This window comes from Miniimonas sp. S16, assembly GCF_057748195.1.
Genome location: NZ_CM173242.1, coordinates 3,126,984 through 3,143,827 on the forward strand (window position 1 = coordinate 3,126,984; position 16,844 = coordinate 3,143,827).

Annotated in this window: 11 protein-coding genes; 6 read left to right on the top strand and 5 right to left on the bottom strand. The window is 73.0% G+C overall.

Annotated features, from left to right (window positions below; translation table 11 throughout):
• Nucleotides 1-31: 31 nt before the first annotated feature.
• The 3 genes from AC3AQ1_RS13715 (at nt 32) to AC3AQ1_RS13725 (ending at nt 2,409) form a co-directional block, all read left to right on the top strand.
• On the top strand, nt 32-568 hold the full coding sequence (locus AC3AQ1_RS13715) for an amidohydrolase family protein (RefSeq protein WP_108719446.1): 537 nt from the start codon (nt 32-34) through the stop codon (nt 566-568).
• Between the two features lie 216 nt (nt 569-784).
• Nucleotides 785-1,633: a fumarylacetoacetate hydrolase family protein gene (locus AC3AQ1_RS13720; protein WP_108719447.1), complete on the top strand. Its 849-nt coding sequence runs from the start codon at nt 785-787 to the stop codon at nt 1,631-1,633.
• A 5-nt stretch (nt 1,634-1,638) separates the two neighbouring features.
• Complete coding sequence (locus AC3AQ1_RS13725) at nt 1,639-2,409, top strand: SDR family NAD(P)-dependent oxidoreductase (RefSeq protein WP_370445359.1); 771 nt, start codon at nt 1,639-1,641, stop codon at nt 2,407-2,409.
• A 136-nt stretch (nt 2,410-2,545) separates the two neighbouring features.
• On the opposite strand, the gene AC3AQ1_RS13730 is transcribed toward AC3AQ1_RS13725, so the two are convergent.
• The 3 genes from AC3AQ1_RS13730 to AC3AQ1_RS13740 are packed head-to-tail and all read right to left on the bottom strand — an operon-like array spanning nt 2,546 to nt 6,289.
• Nucleotides 2,546-3,559 carry an aldo/keto reductase family protein gene (locus AC3AQ1_RS13730; RefSeq protein ID WP_108719448.1) on the bottom strand — a complete coding sequence of 338 codons (1,014 nt, stop codon included), beginning with the start codon at nt 3,557-3,559 and terminating at the stop codon, nt 2,546-2,548.
• Nucleotides 3,560-3,599: 40 nt separating this feature from the next.
• Nucleotides 3,600-5,267 (bottom strand): alpha-amylase family protein, encoded by a 1,668-nt coding sequence (locus AC3AQ1_RS13735; RefSeq protein WP_108719449.1) that lies wholly within the window; start codon nt 5,265-5,267, stop codon nt 3,600-3,602.
• Nucleotides 5,264-6,289 (bottom strand): LLM class flavin-dependent oxidoreductase, encoded by a 1,026-nt coding sequence (locus AC3AQ1_RS13740; RefSeq protein WP_108719450.1) that lies wholly within the window; start codon nt 6,287-6,289, stop codon nt 5,264-5,266. The genes AC3AQ1_RS13735 and AC3AQ1_RS13740 overlap by 4 nt, the downstream gene beginning before the upstream one ends.
• A gap of 144 nt (nt 6,290-6,433) precedes the next feature.
• Between AC3AQ1_RS13740 and AC3AQ1_RS13745 the strand changes: the two genes are divergently transcribed.
• Both AC3AQ1_RS13745 and prfB read left to right on the top strand, forming a co-directional pair.
• Entirely contained in the window at nt 6,434-8,260 is a 1,827-nt protein-coding gene (locus AC3AQ1_RS13745) for a gamma-glutamyltransferase family protein (RefSeq protein WP_108719451.1), read from the top strand.
• Between the two features lie 298 nt (nt 8,261-8,558).
• On the top strand, nt 8,559-9,677 hold the full coding sequence (prfB, locus tag AC3AQ1_RS13750; RefSeq protein ID WP_108719452.1) for a peptide chain release factor 2: 1,119 nt from the start codon (nt 8,559-8,561) through the stop codon (nt 9,675-9,677).
• A gap of 243 nt (nt 9,678-9,920) precedes the next feature.
• Here the strand turns inward: prfB and AC3AQ1_RS13755 are convergent, their stop codons facing one another.
• The gene (locus tag AC3AQ1_RS13755; RefSeq protein WP_199916480.1) at nt 9,921-11,000 is read right to left on the bottom strand and encodes a glycosyltransferase family protein; all 1,080 of its coding nucleotides are present in this window, start codon (nt 10,998-11,000) and stop codon (nt 9,921-9,923) included.
• A complete protein-coding gene (locus tag AC3AQ1_RS13760; protein WP_108719453.1) occupies nt 11,000-13,543 on the bottom strand; it encodes a sodium-translocating pyrophosphatase in 2,544 nt (847 codons plus the stop codon). Before AC3AQ1_RS13760 ends, AC3AQ1_RS13755 begins: the two co-directional genes overlap by 1 nt.
• A 253-nt stretch (nt 13,544-13,796) precedes the next feature.
• On the opposite strand from AC3AQ1_RS13760, the gene ppdK reads away from it, so the two are divergent.
• Nucleotides 13,797-16,547 (top strand): pyruvate, phosphate dikinase, encoded by a 2,751-nt coding sequence (ppdK, locus tag AC3AQ1_RS13765; protein ID WP_108719454.1) that lies wholly within the window; start codon nt 13,797-13,799, stop codon nt 16,545-16,547.
• Nucleotides 16,548-16,844 lie beyond the last annotated feature (297 nt).

Below are 16,844 nucleotides of genomic sequence, written 5' to 3' on the forward strand. Positions count from 1 at the left end.
AGAGGCCACACCCGCGCGCTAGGGTCGGCGCGTGACGGTCGACGAGGACTCCCCGGTGCTCGACGCGCACGTCCACGTCTGGGACCCCGCCCGCCTTCCGTACCCCTGGTTGGCCGGCGTGCCTGCGCTGAACCGTCCGGTGACGCTGGACGAGCGCTCCGACGGCGACCCCCGCACCCGCTGGTGCCTCCTCGTCGAGGCGGACGCGCGTCGCGACCAGGCGCTCGCGGAGGCACGGTTCATGGCCGAGCTCACCCGCCCGAGCGGTCGCGACGAGCGCCGGACGGACGTCGCGGACCGTCCCGACTCGCCGCCGGGGCCGCCCGGTGAGCCCGGGCAGCGGCCCGACCCCGCACCTCCCGAGGTCGTCGGCGTCGTGGCCGCCGTTGATCTCTGCTCGCCGACGCTGGCCGCCGACCTGCGCGCGCTGCTCGCGCTGGGCCCGGTCGTCGGCGTGCGGCACCTCCTCCAGCACGAGCCCGACGGCGCACTCGCCGATCCGCTCCTGGCCCGCGGACTTGCGGTGGTCGCCGAGGCGGGGCTGGTGTTCGACGCGTGCGTCCGGTGACCCCGGCCGAGTGGTGGACCTGGGTCGCCACCGAGGCGGACCTCGGCCCGGCGGGCTGGCGCGCCGTCGCCGAAGGGACCGCGCGCCGTGCCTACCGGCTCAGCCATGCGTAAACATCGGATGACTCCCGCCCGTGCGAACACCCGGTGTGGAAGAATCGCCGCGGCGCCCACCCCGCGCGCCTGCTCCTCGTCAGCCGGAAAGCCGGAGGTTCGTATGCGTCTCGCCCGACTCGGTCCCGTGGGTCAGGAGGTCCCCGTGCTGCTCGACGGCGAGCGCGTGCTCGACCTGCGCGGCCTCACCGCCGACATCGACGGCGCCTTCCTCGCCGCCGACGGCGTCGCGCGCGTGCGCGCCGCCCTCGAGGCCGGCGACCTGCCCGAGCTCCCGGACGCGGCGGGCCGCCGCGTTGGCGCCCCGATCGCGCGGCCCTCGGCCGTGTACTGCATCGGCCAGAACTACGCGGCGCACGCCGCGGAGTCGGGCGCCGAGCCGCCGGAGAACATGGTGATGTTCATGAAGTCGCCGAACACGGTGGTCGGGCCGGACGACGACGTCGTGATCCCGGCGGGCAGCACGCGCACCGACTGGGAGGTGGAGCTGGCGCTGGTGATCGGCACCCGCGCCGCACGGCTCGCCTCGCCCGAGGCGGCGCGTGCGCACGTGGCGGGGTTCGCCGTCGCGAACGATCTCTCCGAGCGCGAGTGGCAGCTCGCGCTCTCCGGCGGGCAGTGGTCCAAGGGCAAGTCCGCGCCGGGGTTCTGCCCGCTCGGGCCGTGGCTCGTGACGCCGGAGGAGATCGACGCCGACGACGTCCGGCTGCGCAGCAGCGTGAACGGCGAGCCGCGGCAGGACTCGCGTACGTCCGACCTGATCTTCTCCCTCGACCACATCGTGTGGGAGCTCAGCCAGTTCCTCACGCTCGAGGCGGGCGACCTCGTGCTCACGGGCACGCCCGAGGGCGTCGCGCTGTCCGGCCGGTTCCCCTACCTCGCCGCGGGCGACGTCGTGGAGCTGACCATCGACGGCCTCGGCACGCAGCGCCAGCGCTGCGTAGGGGCGTGAGCGCCGTGGGCGCTGTGGGCGTCCCGGTGGGCCACCTCGACGGCCTCGTCGCGCTCGTCACGGGTGGCGCCTCGGGGATCGGCGCGGCGATCACGGCCCGCCTGCGGGCCGACGGCGCGCGCGTCGCCGTGCTCGACGTCGCACCCGAGCACGCCGACGCCGACCTCGCCGTGCGCGTCGACGTCACCGACGACGCCTCTGTCCGCGCCGGCGTCGAGGCCGTGGTCGAGGCGTTCGGCCGGCTCGACATCGTGGTGAACAACGCGGGCATCGGGGCACAGGGTGACGTGGCGGCCAACGACGACGCCGAGTGGCTGCGCGTGCTCGACCTCAACGTCGTCGGCGTCGCGCGGGTGACCCGCGCCGCCCTGCCGCACCTGCGCCGGTCGCCGAGCGCGGCGATCTGCGTGACGTGCTCGATCGCGGCCACGGCAGGTCTGCCGCAGCGCGCGCTCTACAGCGCGACCAAGGGCGCGCTGCTCTCGCTCGTCCGGGCGATGGCCGCCGATCACGTCCGCGAGGGCATCCGCGTCAACGCGGTCAGCCCCGGCACGGTCGACACGCCCTGGATCGGGCGGCTGCTCGACGCCGCGTCAGACCCCGCCGCCGAGCGCGCAGCGCTGGAGGCGCGCCAGCCCCACGGCCGGCTCGTGCGTCCGGAGGAGGTGGCCGACGCCGTCGCCTACCTCGTCGGGCCGCGGGCGGCGTCGACCACGGGCGTCACGCTCGCCGTCGACGGCGGGATGGACGCGCTGCGGGTGCGGCCGACCCGGTAGCGCCGGGCCCGGGTGGGCGTCGCCGCGTCTGGGGTGGACGTGGCGGTGGCGGTGTCCACGTGAGGCGCCCGACGGCGAAGGCGAGCGAGGAGCGCTTGGCTCGCCTTCGCCGTCGGGCCCGGTCGTGCGGACCGAGTCAGGCCACGCGCGACTTCGGCGAGACCCGGTAGGTGTCCTCGGCGTCGTCGTAGACGACGCCGGTGAGGGCGGTGTCGATGGCGGCCATGGTGTCGGCGTCGAGCGTGATGCCGGACGCCTTGACGGTGTCCGCGAGCTGCTCCGGGCGCGAGGCGCCGACGAGCGCGGCGGACACGTTCGGGTTCTGCAGCACCCACGCGATCGCGAGCTGCGGCATGCTCAGCCCGGCCTCGGCCGCGACCGGCTTGAGCCGCTGGACGGCCTCGAGGACCTCCTCGCGCAGGAAGCTCTTGATGAAGTTGGCGCCGCTCTTCTCGTCGGTCGCACGCGAGCCCTCGGGCACGGGCTGACCGGGCAGGTACTTGCCGGACAGGACGCCCTGCGCCATGGGGGACCAGACGACCTGGGAGATGCCGAGCTCGGTCGAGGTCGGGACGACCTTGCCCTCGATGACCCGCCAGAGCATCGAGTACTGCGGCTGGTTCGAGACGAGCTGGATGCCGAGGTCCTTGGCGATCGCGTGGCCCTCGCGCAGCTGCTCCGCGGTCCACTCCGAGACGCCGATGTAGAGCACCTTGCCCTGGTGGACGAGGTCGGCGAACGCGCCGAACGTCTCCTCGAGCGGCGTCTCGTAGTCGAACCGGTGGCACTGGTACAGGTCGATGTAGTCGGTGCCGAGGCGGCGCAGCGAGCCGTGCACGGAGTCGCGGATGTGCTTGCGGGACAGGCCGGTGTCGTTCGGGCCCTTCGGGCCGGTCGGGAAGTAGACCTTGGTGAAGATCTCGAGCGACTCGCGGCGCTGGCCGGCGAGCGCGCGTCCCAGCACCTCCTCGGCGGCCGTGTTCGCGTAGACGTCGGCGGTGTCGAAGGTGGTGATGCCGGCGTCGAGCGCCGCGTGCACGGTCGCGATGGCGTGGGTGTCGTCGACCTGGGACCCGTGCGTGACCCAGTTGCCGTAGGTGATCTCGGAGACCTTGAGGCCCGAGCTTCCGAGGTAGCGGTAGGAGACCATGGCTCCCAACTTACGGCGGCCGCCGCGACGGTGCCGCCGCCTACCCCAGGCGCCCGTCGCCCGGCCGGGCCACCCGGAACCACCGGAAGCCGTACGCCTCGAGCTCGACCTCCACCTCCCGCCTGTCCCCGACGCTCACCTCACCGGGACCCAGCAGGTCCGACAGCCGCACGCCGTCGGGCTCGTCGTCGAGGACGAATTGCGCGACCGCGGGCTCGTCGGAGAAGTTGTGCAGCGCGACCATCCGCCCGACGTCCGCGCGCAGCGAGTGCGCGAGCACCGCGGGAGCCGCGTCGCCAGGGTCGAGGATCGCCAGCTCGCCCCACCCGATCTCGGGCGAGCGGTGGTAGCGGGCGATGAGCCGCTGCACGAAGCACAGCAACGAGTCGGGGTCCTCCACCTGGTCGGCGACGTTGACGTGCTGCGGCGCGTACCCGCCGGCCGGCGGCGTCGCCACGAGGCGCGACGGCGCGACGTCGGAGAACCCGCCGTTCTTGCGGCTGGACCACTGCATGGGCGTCCGCACCGCCTCGCGGCCGGGGACGTCCGGATTCTCGCCCATCCCGATCTCCTCGCCGTAGAACAGCACGGGCGTGCCGGGCAGGGTGAGCAGGAGGCTGTAGGCCATCCGGACGCGCCGCGGATCGCCGCCGAGCATCGGCGGCAGGCGCCGGGTGATCCCGCGTCCGTAGACGCGCTGGCTCTCGTCGGGCGCGAACGCCTCGAACACCTCCGCGCGCTCGGACTCGCTCAGCTTGTCCAGCGTCAGCTCGTCGTGGTTGCGCAGGAAGTTCGCCCACTGCGCCTCGACGGCCAGCCGGGGGCGCTCGCGCAGCGCCTTCACCAGCGGCGCGGGGTCGTGGCGCGCGAGCGCGAGGTAGATCGCCTGCATCCCGACGAAGTCGAACTGCATGGTCAGCTCGTCCGCGTCGTCGCCGCCGAAGTACTTCATCTGCTCGTCGTAGGGGAGGTTGACCTCGCCGAGCAGCACCGCCTCGGGGGAACGGCGCTGGAGGAACCGGCGCAGGTCGCGCAGCAGCCGGTGACCGTCCTGGACGTCGCCCAGCGGAGCCTCGAGGAAGTACGGCACGGCGTCCACGCGGAAGCCCGACACCCCGAGCTGGAGCCAGAACCCGATGGTCTTGGCGATCTCGTCGCGGACCTTCGGGTTGCCGATGTTGAGGTCGGGCTGGTGGGCGTAGAAGCTGTGCAGGTACCACTGGCCCGACCGCTCGTCCTTCTCCCACATCCCGTCGACCTCGCCCGGGAACACCTCGTTCGGCTCGTCCGCGGGAGGCGGGTCCTCGCGCCAGACGTAGTAGTCGCGGTACGGGGAGTCGACGCTGCGCAACGCCGAGCGGAACCACGGGTGGCGGTCGGAGGTGTGGTTGACGATGAGGTCGACGATGACGCGCATGCCGCGGTCGTTGGCGGTGCGGATCACCTCCACGAGGTCGCCGTGCGTGCCCAGGCGCGGATCGACCCCGTAGAAGTCGCTCACGTCGTAGCCGTCGTCGAGGTCGGGCGTCGGGTAGAACGGCATGAGCCACAGGCACGTCACGCCCAGCTCGGCGAGGTAGTCCAGGCGCAGCGCGAGGCCCTGCAGGTCGCCCACGCCGTCGCCGTCGGAGTCGAGGTAGACCTCCACGTCGAGGCAGTACACGACGGCGGTCTTCCACCACAGGTCGCTGGTGTCGGTGATCCTCATGCGAGCCTCCTGATCTCGGCGAGCAGCCGCGGCGCCGCCGCGAGGAACGGGTCGTTGTCCTGCGCCACGTGGTGCAGGTAGAGGCGGTCGAAGCCGATCGCGGCGAGGTCTGCAAGGCGCCGGGCGAGGGACGTCACGTCGTGGTCGACGAGGACCGCCGCGCGCAGCGCGGCCTCGTTCACGACGGCGTCGCTCGCCTCGGGCGGTCCGCTCGCGTCGGGCGGTGCGCCCGCGTCGGTGGCGAGCTCGCGCGCTGCGGCGTCGAAGTCCTCCGGCTGCTCGAGGTCCCACGACTGCGGCTGCGGCACGACGGCGTTGCGCCACTGGTCCACGGCGAGCGCGTAGGCGGCTGCGTCGTCCTCGGCGAGGCTGACGTGCACCTGGAGGGCGAGCGGCCCGCGTCCGCCCGCCCCGCGGTAGGCGTCGACCACGGCGCGCAGAGCCGAGGGCTCCTGCGCCACCGTGACGAGACCGTCGGCCCAGCCGGCCGCCCACGCCGCGGTCTCGGCGCTCACGGCGGTGGCGAGCAGCGGGGGAGGCGTCGCAGGGCGGCTCCAGACCCGGGCTCGGTGTGCGCGGACCAGGCCCTCGTGGGAGACCTCCTCACCCGCGAGCAGCCGCCTGATCACCGTGACGGCCTCGCCCAGCCGCGCCGTCCGGGTCGCCTTGTCCGGCCACGGGTCGCCCGTGACGTGCTCGTTCATGTTCTCGCCGCTGCCCAGCGCCGCCCAGAACCGTCCCGGGTGCATCTCCTCGAGGGTCGCGAACGCCTGCGCCACGACCACGGGGTGGTAGCGCTGCCCGGGAGCGTTGACCACGCCGATGGGGAAGGTCGTCGTCGCGAGCGCCGCACCGAGCCACGAGAGCGCGAACCCCGAGTGGCCCTGCCGCAGGCTCCAGGGCGCGAGGTGGTCGGAGCACATCGCACCGTCGAAGCCCGCGGCCTCGGCGCGCTGCACGTCGCGCAGCAGGCGGGAGGGCGATATCTGCTCGTGGGAGGCGTGGAAACCGAGGAGGACCATGACCCAGTCTCACCCGGGCGGCGCGGTGGTTGCACGTCGCGGGCTCGCCGTCGCTGCCTTCGCACGCCCTCGCACGCCGCCGCAGGGCGTCCGCGCACCTGCCCGGCGACCCACGCCGTCGGACGTCTGGGGCAGGATCGCAGCATGACGTTCACCACCCGCCCCGAGCTCGTCGGCACGTTCGGCATGGTCGCCTCCACGCACTGGCTCGCCTCGGCCGCCGGGATGGCGGTCCTCGAGGAGGGCGGCAACGCGTTCGACGCGGCGATCGCGGCGGGGCTCGTGCTGCACGTCGTCGAACCGCACCTCAACGGCCTCGGTGGCGACATGCCGCTCCTCGTGCACGACGCCGCCTCTGCCGCCACGAGCGTCGTGTGCGGTCAGGGGGTGGCGCCACGGGCGGCGACGATCGAGGCGTACCGCGCGCTCGGCGTCGACGCCGTGCCGGGCACGGGGCATCTGGCCGCCGTCGTCCCCGGCGCGTTCGGCGCGTGGATGCACGTGCTCGCCACGCGCGGCACGCGCCCCCTCGCCGACCTCGCGCGCTTTGCGATCGGCTACGCGCGCGACGGGCACCCGCTGCTGCCGCGCGCCGCCGGCACCGTCGAGGCGCTCGCGGACGTGTTCCGCGGCCGCTGGACCTCCTCGGGCGCCGTCTACCTGACCGGCGACGGCGTGGGCGGCCTTCCGCTGCCGGGTCGCCGGTTCCGCAACCCCGACCTCGCGGCCACGCTCGAGCGGCTCGTCGCCGCGGCCGACGCCGCGGGGCCCGACGTCGCGGCGCAGGCCGAGGCGGCGCGCGCCGCGTTCTACTCGGGCTTCGTCGCGGAGGCGGTCGACGCCTTCGCCCGGACCCCCGCCTGGGACGGGGTGGCCGACGGCGAGCACGCGGCCTTCCTCTCCGGTGCGGACCTCGACGCGTGGCGGGCGAGCGAGGAGGCCCCCGCGGTCGCCCGTTTCGCGGGGCGCACGATCGCCAAGCCGGGGCTGTGGAGCCAGGGACCGGTGCTGCTGCAGCAGCTCGCGCTGCTCGAGGCCGCCGGGGTCGGTGACCTCGCGGAGGACGATCCCGCGTGGGTGCATCTCGCGATCGAGGCGTGCAAGCTCGCGATGGCAGACCGCGAGGCCTGGTACGGCGACTCGGTCGAGCCCGGGGTCGGTTCCGCGCCGGGGGACCTGCTCGCCGACCTGCTCGATCCCGCCTACACGCGATCGCGTGCGGCGTTGCTGGGCGGTTCGGCCGACGCTCACCTGCGCCCGGGAGCGCCCGGCGGACGTCCCGCGCGACTGCCGCGTCACGTGCGCGAGGCGATGCACGCCGTCGGGCACTGGCCGGACGGGCTGAACGAGGTGAGGCCGGGGGAGGGCGAGCCCACGCTCGCGCGCGGCGACACGTGCCACCTCGACGTGGTGGACAGGTGGGGGAACGCGGTGTCGGCGACGCCGTCGGGCGGGTGGCTGCAGAGCTCGCCCGTGGTGCCGGGGCTCGGGTTCTCGCTGCCCACGCGTGCGCAGATGTTCTGGCTCGAGCCGCACCTGCCCGCCTCGCTCGTGCCCGGCCGGCGGCCGCGGACCACGCTGAGTCCCGGCATGGTGCTCGACGGCGAGGGTCGGTTCGTGCTCGCGTTCGGGACGCCCGGCGGGGACCAGCAGGACCAGTGGATGGTGCCGTTCCTCGTGCGGCACCTGCTGCGCGGCGCGGGACTGCAGGAGGTGATCGACGCGCCGGCGTGGCACTCGACGCACGTGCCGAGCTCGTTCGCGCCGCGGGGCGCCGAGGTGCTCGGGGTACAGGCCGAGTCGCGGCTGGGGCCCGAGATGCTGGCGGACCTGCGGCGGCGCGGGCACGACGTGACGGACGCGGGTCCGTGGAGTCTCGGGCGGATCAGTGCGGCCGGCGTGCGTCCGGACGGGATGCTGCACGCGGCGGCGAACCCGCGGGGCAACCAGGGCTACGCCGTCGGCCGCTGACCCCGGTTCGCGAGAGACTTTCTGTCCTTTCGCGAGAGGTTCTCCGTCCTTTCGCGAGAGGTTCTCCGTCCTTTCGCGAGAGACTCTTCGTCCTTTCGCGAGAGGTTCTCGGCGGGACGGCGAGGCAGTTCCCGACGCCCGCCAGACGTTCCGAGGGTCTTCGAGGTCCCGGTCGTGTTCTCCGTCTGTGCCCCGGGGTGGCCCCGGCGCGCGCGCTCGAGGCGAGGCTCGCCGTCGGGCGCGGTGACGAGGCGCCCGACGATCCCGCCCGACCGGCCCCCGGGTAGGCTGGACCCTCGTGGCCACCGACTTCCCGAGCGAGATCTCTGCGCTCCGCAACACCCTGAGCCAGATCACCGCCGTGACCGATCCCGAGGCGCTGCGCGCCCAGATCGCCGAGCTCGAGGTGGCCGCGTCCGCGCCGGACCTGTGGGACGACCCCGAGAAGGCGCAGGGCGTGACGTCCCGCCTGAGCCACGCGCAGGCCGAGCTCGAGCGGCTCGAGCGGCTGGACTCCCGTGTCGACGACCTCGAGACGCTTGTCGAGCTCGCGGGAGAGGAGGACGACGCCGAGACGCTCGCCGAGGCGGAGAGCGAGCTGACCTCCATCCGCAAGACGCTGGCCGAGCTCGAGGTCCGCACGCTGCTGGCGGGGGAGTGGGACGCGCGCGAGGCCGTCGTCACGATCCGCTCGGGCGCGGGAGGCGTCGACGCGGCCGACTTCGCCGAGATGCTGCTGCGGATGTACCTGCGCTGGGCCGAGCGGCACGGCTACGACGCCAAGGTGCTCGACACGTCCTACGCCGAGGAGGCCGGGCTGAAGTCGGCGACGTTCGAGGTCAAGGTTCCGTACGCGTACGGGACGCTGTCGGTCGAGGCCGGCACGCACCGCCTGGTGCGGATCTCGCCGTTCGACAACCAGGGCCGGCGGCAGACGTCGTTCGCGGCGGTCGAGGTCATCCCGCTCATCGAGCCGACCGACCACATCGACATCCCCGAGAGCGACATCAAGGTCGACGTCTTCCGCTCCTCCGGCCCCGGCGGCCAGTCGGTCAACACGACCGACTCCGCGGTGCGCCTCACCCACCTGCCCACGGGCACGGTCGTGTCGATGCAGGACGAGAAGTCCCAGATCCAGAACCGCGCCGCCGCGATGCGCGTGCTGCAGTCGCGGCTGCTGCTGCTCAAGAAGGAGCAGGAGGCGGCGCAGAAGAAGGAGCTCGCGGGCGACATCAAGGCCTCCTGGGGCGATCAGATGCGCTCGTACGTGCTCCAGCCCTACCAGATGGTCAAGGATCTGCGCACGGAGCACGAGGTCGGGAACCCGGCGGCGGTGTTCGACGGCGACATCGACGACTTCATCGACGCCGGCATCCGCTGGCGGCGCCAGCAGCAGCTCGAGGCCGAGCGCGGCTGAGCCGCTCGGGGGGCGCCCGACGGCGAGGATCGCCTCCCGAGGGTCCGCCGACTTCCTCTCGCGAAAGGACGGACTTCCTCTCGCGAAAGGACGGACTTCCTCTCGCGAAAGGACGGACTTCCTCTCGCGAAAGGACGGACTTCCTCTCGCGAAAGGACGGAGATCCTCTCGCGAAAGGACGGAGATCCTCTCGCGAAAGGACGGAGATCCTCTCGCGAACGGGGCGGGACGGGGCGGAGCGCGTCAGACGCGCGCCGGCGACCCGAACCACTCCGTGACCCGCGCCCGCAGCGCCCGGTCGAACACCGCGTCGCTGTGCTCGGTCCGCAGCACCGCCGACAGCGACCCGCCGACCGCGAGATCCACCTCGCGCCGGCAGACGTCCGCCTCGGTCACCGCGCGCCGCAGCAGCGCCACCGCCTCGTCGCGCGTGCGGTACAGCAGCGGGTACCCGGCCGGCAGCAGCGCGTGCACCCACGGCAGGTCCGGGAACACCCCGACCGCACCCGCGGCCAGCGCCTCGACGTACTCCATCCCGTAGGACTCCTCGCTCGCGGTGGCGAGGAACGCCGTCGTGCGGGCGAGCGCGCCCCAGTAGTCCTCGCGCGTCGCGGTCAGCGGCCCGACCCACATCCAGCTGCGCCGCGACATCCGCAGCGCCAGGTCGCGGATGAGGTGCGACTCCACGAGCCGCGCCTCCACCCGGATCGGCACCTGCTCGTGCACGCGCTCGACGACGTCGAGGAACAGGTCGGGCCGCTTGCGCTCGGACAGCGACGTAGCCGGGTACAGCACGACCGGCGCACCGCCGGCGTCGGCGCGCGGCTGCACGTGGTCCAGCCGGAAGCCGAGGTTGACCCAGCCGATCCGCGCGCGCTCGGCGAGTGGCGCCACCGTCCAGCGCGCCACGACCTCCGACACCTCGTGCGCCGTGCGCTCGGAGTCCGCGAACGTCGGCACCAGCGCGCACGAGAGCGCCAGCGCCGCCCGGTCCACCGCATGCTGCAGCGTGCTCGGCGGCCACCACAGGAAGTTCATGACGTGCGGGTCCGGCGCGTCGGGCCCGGCCGAGCGCCGCAGCGTCCGCCACACCTCGAGCGAGTCGAGCACGTCCATGTTCACCACCAGCGTGCTCGCCGGGTCGCAGAACTCCAGCGGCAGCAGGTCGAACCCGTCGCACCGCCGCGGCCCCGCGCCGATCACGGCCGAGCCGGGGAACACGCGCAGGATCCGTCGCACGAGCGTGGCGGCCGAGTCGTGCCCGGCCACACGCGAGTCCGCGATCTCCACCGCGTCGTACTTGACCGCGATCCGCAGGTCCATCACCGGCTCCGTTCGATCGTCCCCGTGAGGCTGCCGGTGACGTCGTTACCGGTCGAGACCGTGCCCGACGGCGAGCCCACCTCCCCGCGCCCCTCGCCTGCGCGGGCCTCGCCCGCGAACGGGCGCTCGCCGTCGCGCGTCTCGCCCGCGAGGGCGCCGAACGCCCCCGCGCCGTCCTCGTCGTCCTCGTCGGTGAGCGACGTCCCGATCCGCATCGCGTAGAAGGACCGGTACACGAACACCATCGACGCGAGGACGAACACCGCGGCGAGCACGTGCACGAGCACGCCGAGGCCGTCGCCCTGCAGCGAGACCGCGAGCTCGACGGCGAGCAGCCCGAACAGCGTCGTGAACTTGATGACGGGGTTGAGGGCCACCGAGGAGGTGTCCTTGTAGGGGTCGCCGACCGTGTCGCCGATGATCGTGGCGTCGTGCAGCGCGGTGCCCTTCGCGTGCAGGTCGACCTCGACGACCTTCTTCGCGTTGTCCCACGCGCCGCCCGCGTTGGCCATCGAGATCGCCTGGTACAGGCCGAACACCGCGATCGAGACGAGGTAGCCGATGAAGAAGTAGGGCTCCACGAAGGCGAAGCCGAGCGTCGCGAAGAACACCGCGAGGAAGATCGTGAGCATGCCGCGCTGTGCGTACTGCGTGCAGATGTCGACCACGCGGCGCGAGTCCTCGGTGCTGGCACGCGAGGACCCGTCGAGCCGGATCGTGTCGCGGATGAACTCCACGGCGCGGTGCGCACCCGTCGTGACGGCCTGGATCGAGGCGCCCGTGAACCAGAAGATCATCGCGCCGCCGGTGATGAGGCCGAGCAGGAACGGCGGGTGCAGCAGCGAGAGGTTGGCCATGTTCTCCGTGAGCCCCGAGGTCAGCGCCATGACGATCGAGAAGATCATCGTGGTCGCGCCGACCACCGCGGTGCCGATGAGCACGGGCTTCGCGGTGGCCTTGAAGGTGTTGCCCGCGCCGTCGTTCTCCTCGAGCATCTGCTTGGCACGGTCCCACTGCACGTCGACGCCCGCGGCCCGCAGCTCGCCGGAGATCCCGTCGATCTCCTCGATCAGCGACAGCTCGTACACGCTCTGCGCGTTGTCGGTGACCGGCCCGTATGAGTCCACCGCGATCGTCACCGGGCCCATCCCGAGGAACCCGAACGCCACGAGGCCGAACGCGAAGACCGCGGGGGCCACCATGAGCGCGTCGAGGCCGAGCGTGGACACGCCGTACCCGACCGCCATGAGCGCGACGATCACGATGCCGAGCCAGTAGGCGGAGAAGCTGCCCGCGACCTGACCGGACAGGATCGTGAGGGACGCGCCGCCGGCGCGCGAGGAGCGGACCACCTCGCGCACGTGCCGGGAGGACGTCGAGGTGAAGACCTTGACCAGATCGGGGATGAGCGCGCCGGCGAGTGTGCCGCACGAGACGATCGTGGCGAGGTGCCACCAGGTGCCGGGCGCCGCGCCGTCGAGCGAGGCCAGGCACGCCCAGCTCGTGGCGAACGTGAGGACGATCGAGACCACCGAGGTGAGCCACACGAGCGAGGTGAGCGGCTTCTCGAAGTCCATCCGCACGGCCGCCGCGTAGCGGCGCGAGACCCACCAGTCGTTGACGGTGTAGCTCACCGCCGAGGCCACGAGCATGACGGCGCGCACCACGAACACCCAGACGAGCAGCGTCGCCTGGACGGCCGGCTCGTGCACCCCGAGCAGGATGAAGGTGATGAGCGCGACGCCGGTCACGCCGTACGTCTCGAAGCCGTCCGCGGACGGGCCCACGGAGTCGCCCGCGTTGTCTCCCGTGCAGTCGGCGATGACGCCCGGGTTGCGGGCGTCGTCCTCCTTGATCTTGAGCACGATCTTCATGAGGTCGGAGCCGATGTCGGCGATCTTGGTGAAGATGCCGCCCGCGATCCGCAGCGCCGCAGCCCCGAGGGACTCCCCGACGGCGAACCCGATGAAGCACGCGCCCGCCACCTCGGGCGGCAGGAACAGCAGGATGACGAGCATGAGCGCGAGCTCGAGGCTGATGAGCACCATGCCGATCGACATTCCGGCGCGCAGCGGGATGCGGTGCAGGGGGAGCGGCTTGCCGTCCAGCGCCGCGTACGCGGTGCGTGCGTTGGCGTAGGTGTTGACGCGGATGCCGAACCACGCCACGGCGTAGGAGCCGGCCATGCCGAGCAGGCTGAACCCGACGACGACGAGCACCCGCGCCGCGCCGAGCGACATCAGCGCCCCGTAGTAGGCCACGATCACGGTTGCGATGAAGACCCACAGCAGCAGGAGGAACCGGCCCTGGCGCAGCAGGTAGGTGCGGCAGGTGGCGTAGATGAGGTCGGCGACCTCGCCCATCGAGCGGTGCACCGGCAGGCGGCGCAGCTGGGCGAGCACCACCGCGCCGAACGCCAGGCCGGCCAGGCACAGCACCAGCGCGACGGCGAGCGCGAGCCGCCCGGGGACACCCCCCATCAGCTCGACTCCGCCGAGGTCCGGCAGGACGAGGTTGGCCTCGCCGCCGTGGGATCCGTCCATCGCTTCGCGCTCCGCACCGTCGCAGGTCGGGGCGGGTACGCCCGTCCCGAGGTGACGCTCGCGGCCGGGGGCCGCGCCGACGCCACCCGGGATCGACGCTAGGCGGGTGTGAGCGGGATCACCTGGGCCGTTGGTCCCCCGGGGGCTGTGGCCCGCGGTGGGAGTGTGGGACCGTTCGGGGCAGTGTGGCTTCGGGTACTGCGCCGGCGCGCTCCGCTCCGGTGCGGGTCGGTCGGTGACAGGGAGGTCGCTCGTGTCGACGTACGTGCAGGACTTCGCGGACGGGTCCATGGCCCAGAAGGACCTTCTCGGCGGGAAGGGCGCGAATCTCGCCGAGATGACGAGACTGGGGCTGCCCGTGCCGCCGGGCTTCACGATCACCACCGACGCGTGTCGGTACTACCTGCGCACCGGCAAGGTGCCCACCGACCTGCGCGTGGAGGTGACCCAGGCGATCCGTCGCCTCGAGGACACCATGAACCGGCGGCTCGGGGACTTCCACGAGCCGCTGCTCGTCTCGGTGCGCTCAGGGGCGAAGTTCTCGATGCCGGGGATGATGGAGACCGTCCTCAACATCGGCCTCAACGACGCCTCGGTGCAGGGGTTGGCCGAGCAGGCGGGCGACGAGCGCTTCGCGTGGGACTCCTACCGCCGCCTCGTGCAGATGTTCGGCAAGACCGTCCTCGGGATCGAGGGCGACGTCTTCGCCGAGGAGCTGGACGCGGCCAAGGCCGCCGCTGGCGCGGCGTCGGACACCGACCTCGACGCCGACGCGTTGCGTGCGCTCACCGTGCGGTTCAAGGAGATCGTCCGCGAGCAGACCGGGCGCGACTTCCCGCAGCACCCGCGCGAGCAGCTCGACCTCGCGATCGTTGCCGTGCTGGAGTCGTGGAACACCGAGCGCGCACGCCTCTACCGTCGGCGCGAGCGCATCCCGCACGACATCGGCACCGCCGTCAACGTCTGCACCATGGTGTTCGGCAACCTCGGCGACCGCTCGGGCACGGGTGTGGCGTTCACCCGCGACCCTGCGACCGGCCAGCCCGGCGACTACGGGGACTACCTGCGCAACGCCCAGGGCGAGGACGTCGTCGCGGGCATCCGCAACACGCTGCCTCTCGCGGCGCTGGAGGAGGTCGACCCCGACGTCTACAACGAGCTGCGCGGCGTGATGCGGCGCCTGGAGATGCACTACCGCGACCTGTGCGACGTCGAGTTCACGGTCGAGGAGGGCAAGCTCTGGATGCTCCAGACGCGCGTCGGCAAGCGCACGGCGCCCGCCGCGTTCCGGATCGCCGCCGAGCTCGAGGCCGAGCACCTCATCACCCTGGACGAGGCGCTCATGCGCGTCTCGGGCGACCAGCTCAGCCAGCTCATGTTCCCCCAGTTCGACCGCAAGGCCGCGGCCAAGGCGACCCTGCTCACGCGCGCGATGGCCGCGTCGCCGGGTGCCGCCGTCGGACGCTGCGTGTTCGACTCCCAGACCGCGCACGACTGGGCCGAGCGCGGCGAGGACGTCATCCTCGTGCGCCGCGAGACCAACCCCGACGACCTGCAGGGCATGATCGCGGCCGTCGGCGTGCTCACGGCGCGCGGCGGGAAGACCTCGCACGCGGCCGTGGTGGCCCGCGGCATGGGCCTGACCTGCGTCGTCGGCGCCGAGGCGCTCGACGTCGACCCGGCGGCCCGGCGGATGACGGTCGACACCGCGTCGGGCGTGGTCGAGGTCGTCGAGGGCGACGTCGTCGCGATCGACGGCGCGACCGGCGAGGTCTTCCTCGGCGCGGTCCCGGTGGTCCCCTCGCCCGTGACGACCTACCTCACCGACGGCGTCGACGCGGCGCTCGCCGACGCCGGCGAGGGGGACGCCGCGGAGTCGCTGCAGGCGCTGGTGCTCGCCGTCGACCGCCTGCTCCGGCACGCCGACGAGGCGCGCCGCCTGCGGGTCAAGGCCAACGCCGACACCGGCGAGGACGCCCACCGCGCCCGCGCGCTCGGCGCCGAGGGCATCGGCCTGGCGCGCACCGAGCACATGTTCCTCGGCGAGCGCCGCGTGCTGGTGGAGCGGATCATCCTCGCCCGCGACGACGCCGAGCGCGACGCCGCCCTGGCCGAGCTCCTGCCGCTGCAGCGCCAGGACTTCACCGAGCTGTTGCAGGAGATGGACGGCCTCACGTCCACCATCCGGCTCATCGACCCGCCGCTGCACGAGTTCCTGCCCGACCTCACCGAGCTGTCGGTGCGGGTGGCGCTCGCGGAGGAGCGCGGGGAGAGCAGCCCCGAGCACTCCCACGACCTCGAGGTGCTCGCCGCGGTGCGGCGCATGCACGAGGCCAACCCGATGCTCGGCCTGCGCGGCGTGCGCCTCGGGCTCGTGGTGCCGGGCCTGTTCGGGCTGCAGATCCGCGCGGTCTGCGAGGCGTGGGCGGACCTGCGGGCGAAGGGCAAGGATCCGCGGCCGGAGATCATGGTGCCGCTCGTGGCGTCCGTGATGGAGCTGCACCTCGTGCGCGACGTCGCCACCGCGATCATGGCCGAGGTCTCCGCCGAGCGCGGCGCGGCCTGCGAGATCCCGGTCGGCGTGATGATCGAGCTGCCCCGCGCCGCCCTCACCGCGGAGCGGATCGCCGAGGCGGCGGACTTCTTCTCCTTCGGCACCAACGACCTCACGCAGACCACGTGGGGCTTCTCCCGCGACGACGTCGAGGGCGCGTTCTTCGCGCAGTACACCGCCAACGGTGTCCTCACGGTCTCGCCGTTCGAGTCGCTGGACCTGCGCGGGGTCGGGCGGCTCGTCGACATCGCGGTGACCGACGCGCGCGCCGTGAAGCCGGACCTGCCGATCGGCGTGTGCGGTGAGCACGGCGGCGACCCGGAGTCGATCCACTTCTTCCACTCCGTCGGCCTCGACTACGTCTCCTGCTCGCCGTTCCGGGTCCCGGTCGCGCGGCTCGAGGCGGGCCGCGCCGCGATCTCCGCCGTGGGGCACAGCGACTCGCGCTGAGCGCTATCCCGCCCGAGTCGTGAGGTCCGCACCCCCGTCCGCGGGGGTGCGGACCTCGTGCGTGCGCGACCGTGCGCGACGGCGAGCGTGCCCTCGCGAGGTCGGCTCGCCGTCGTGCGTCCCGACCTGTGAGACCGGTACCTGACGGCGTGGCGCGCCCCTGACGGGCAGGTGAGCGTGCCTATGGTGGCGAAGGCCAGGACTGCCCGCCGCGCCGCCCCCAGGCGCGCACGGGCCACGCACCCCAGCGACCCCGACCCCTGGTGAGTGAGCGAGTACGTGAGTGAGTGACCGATC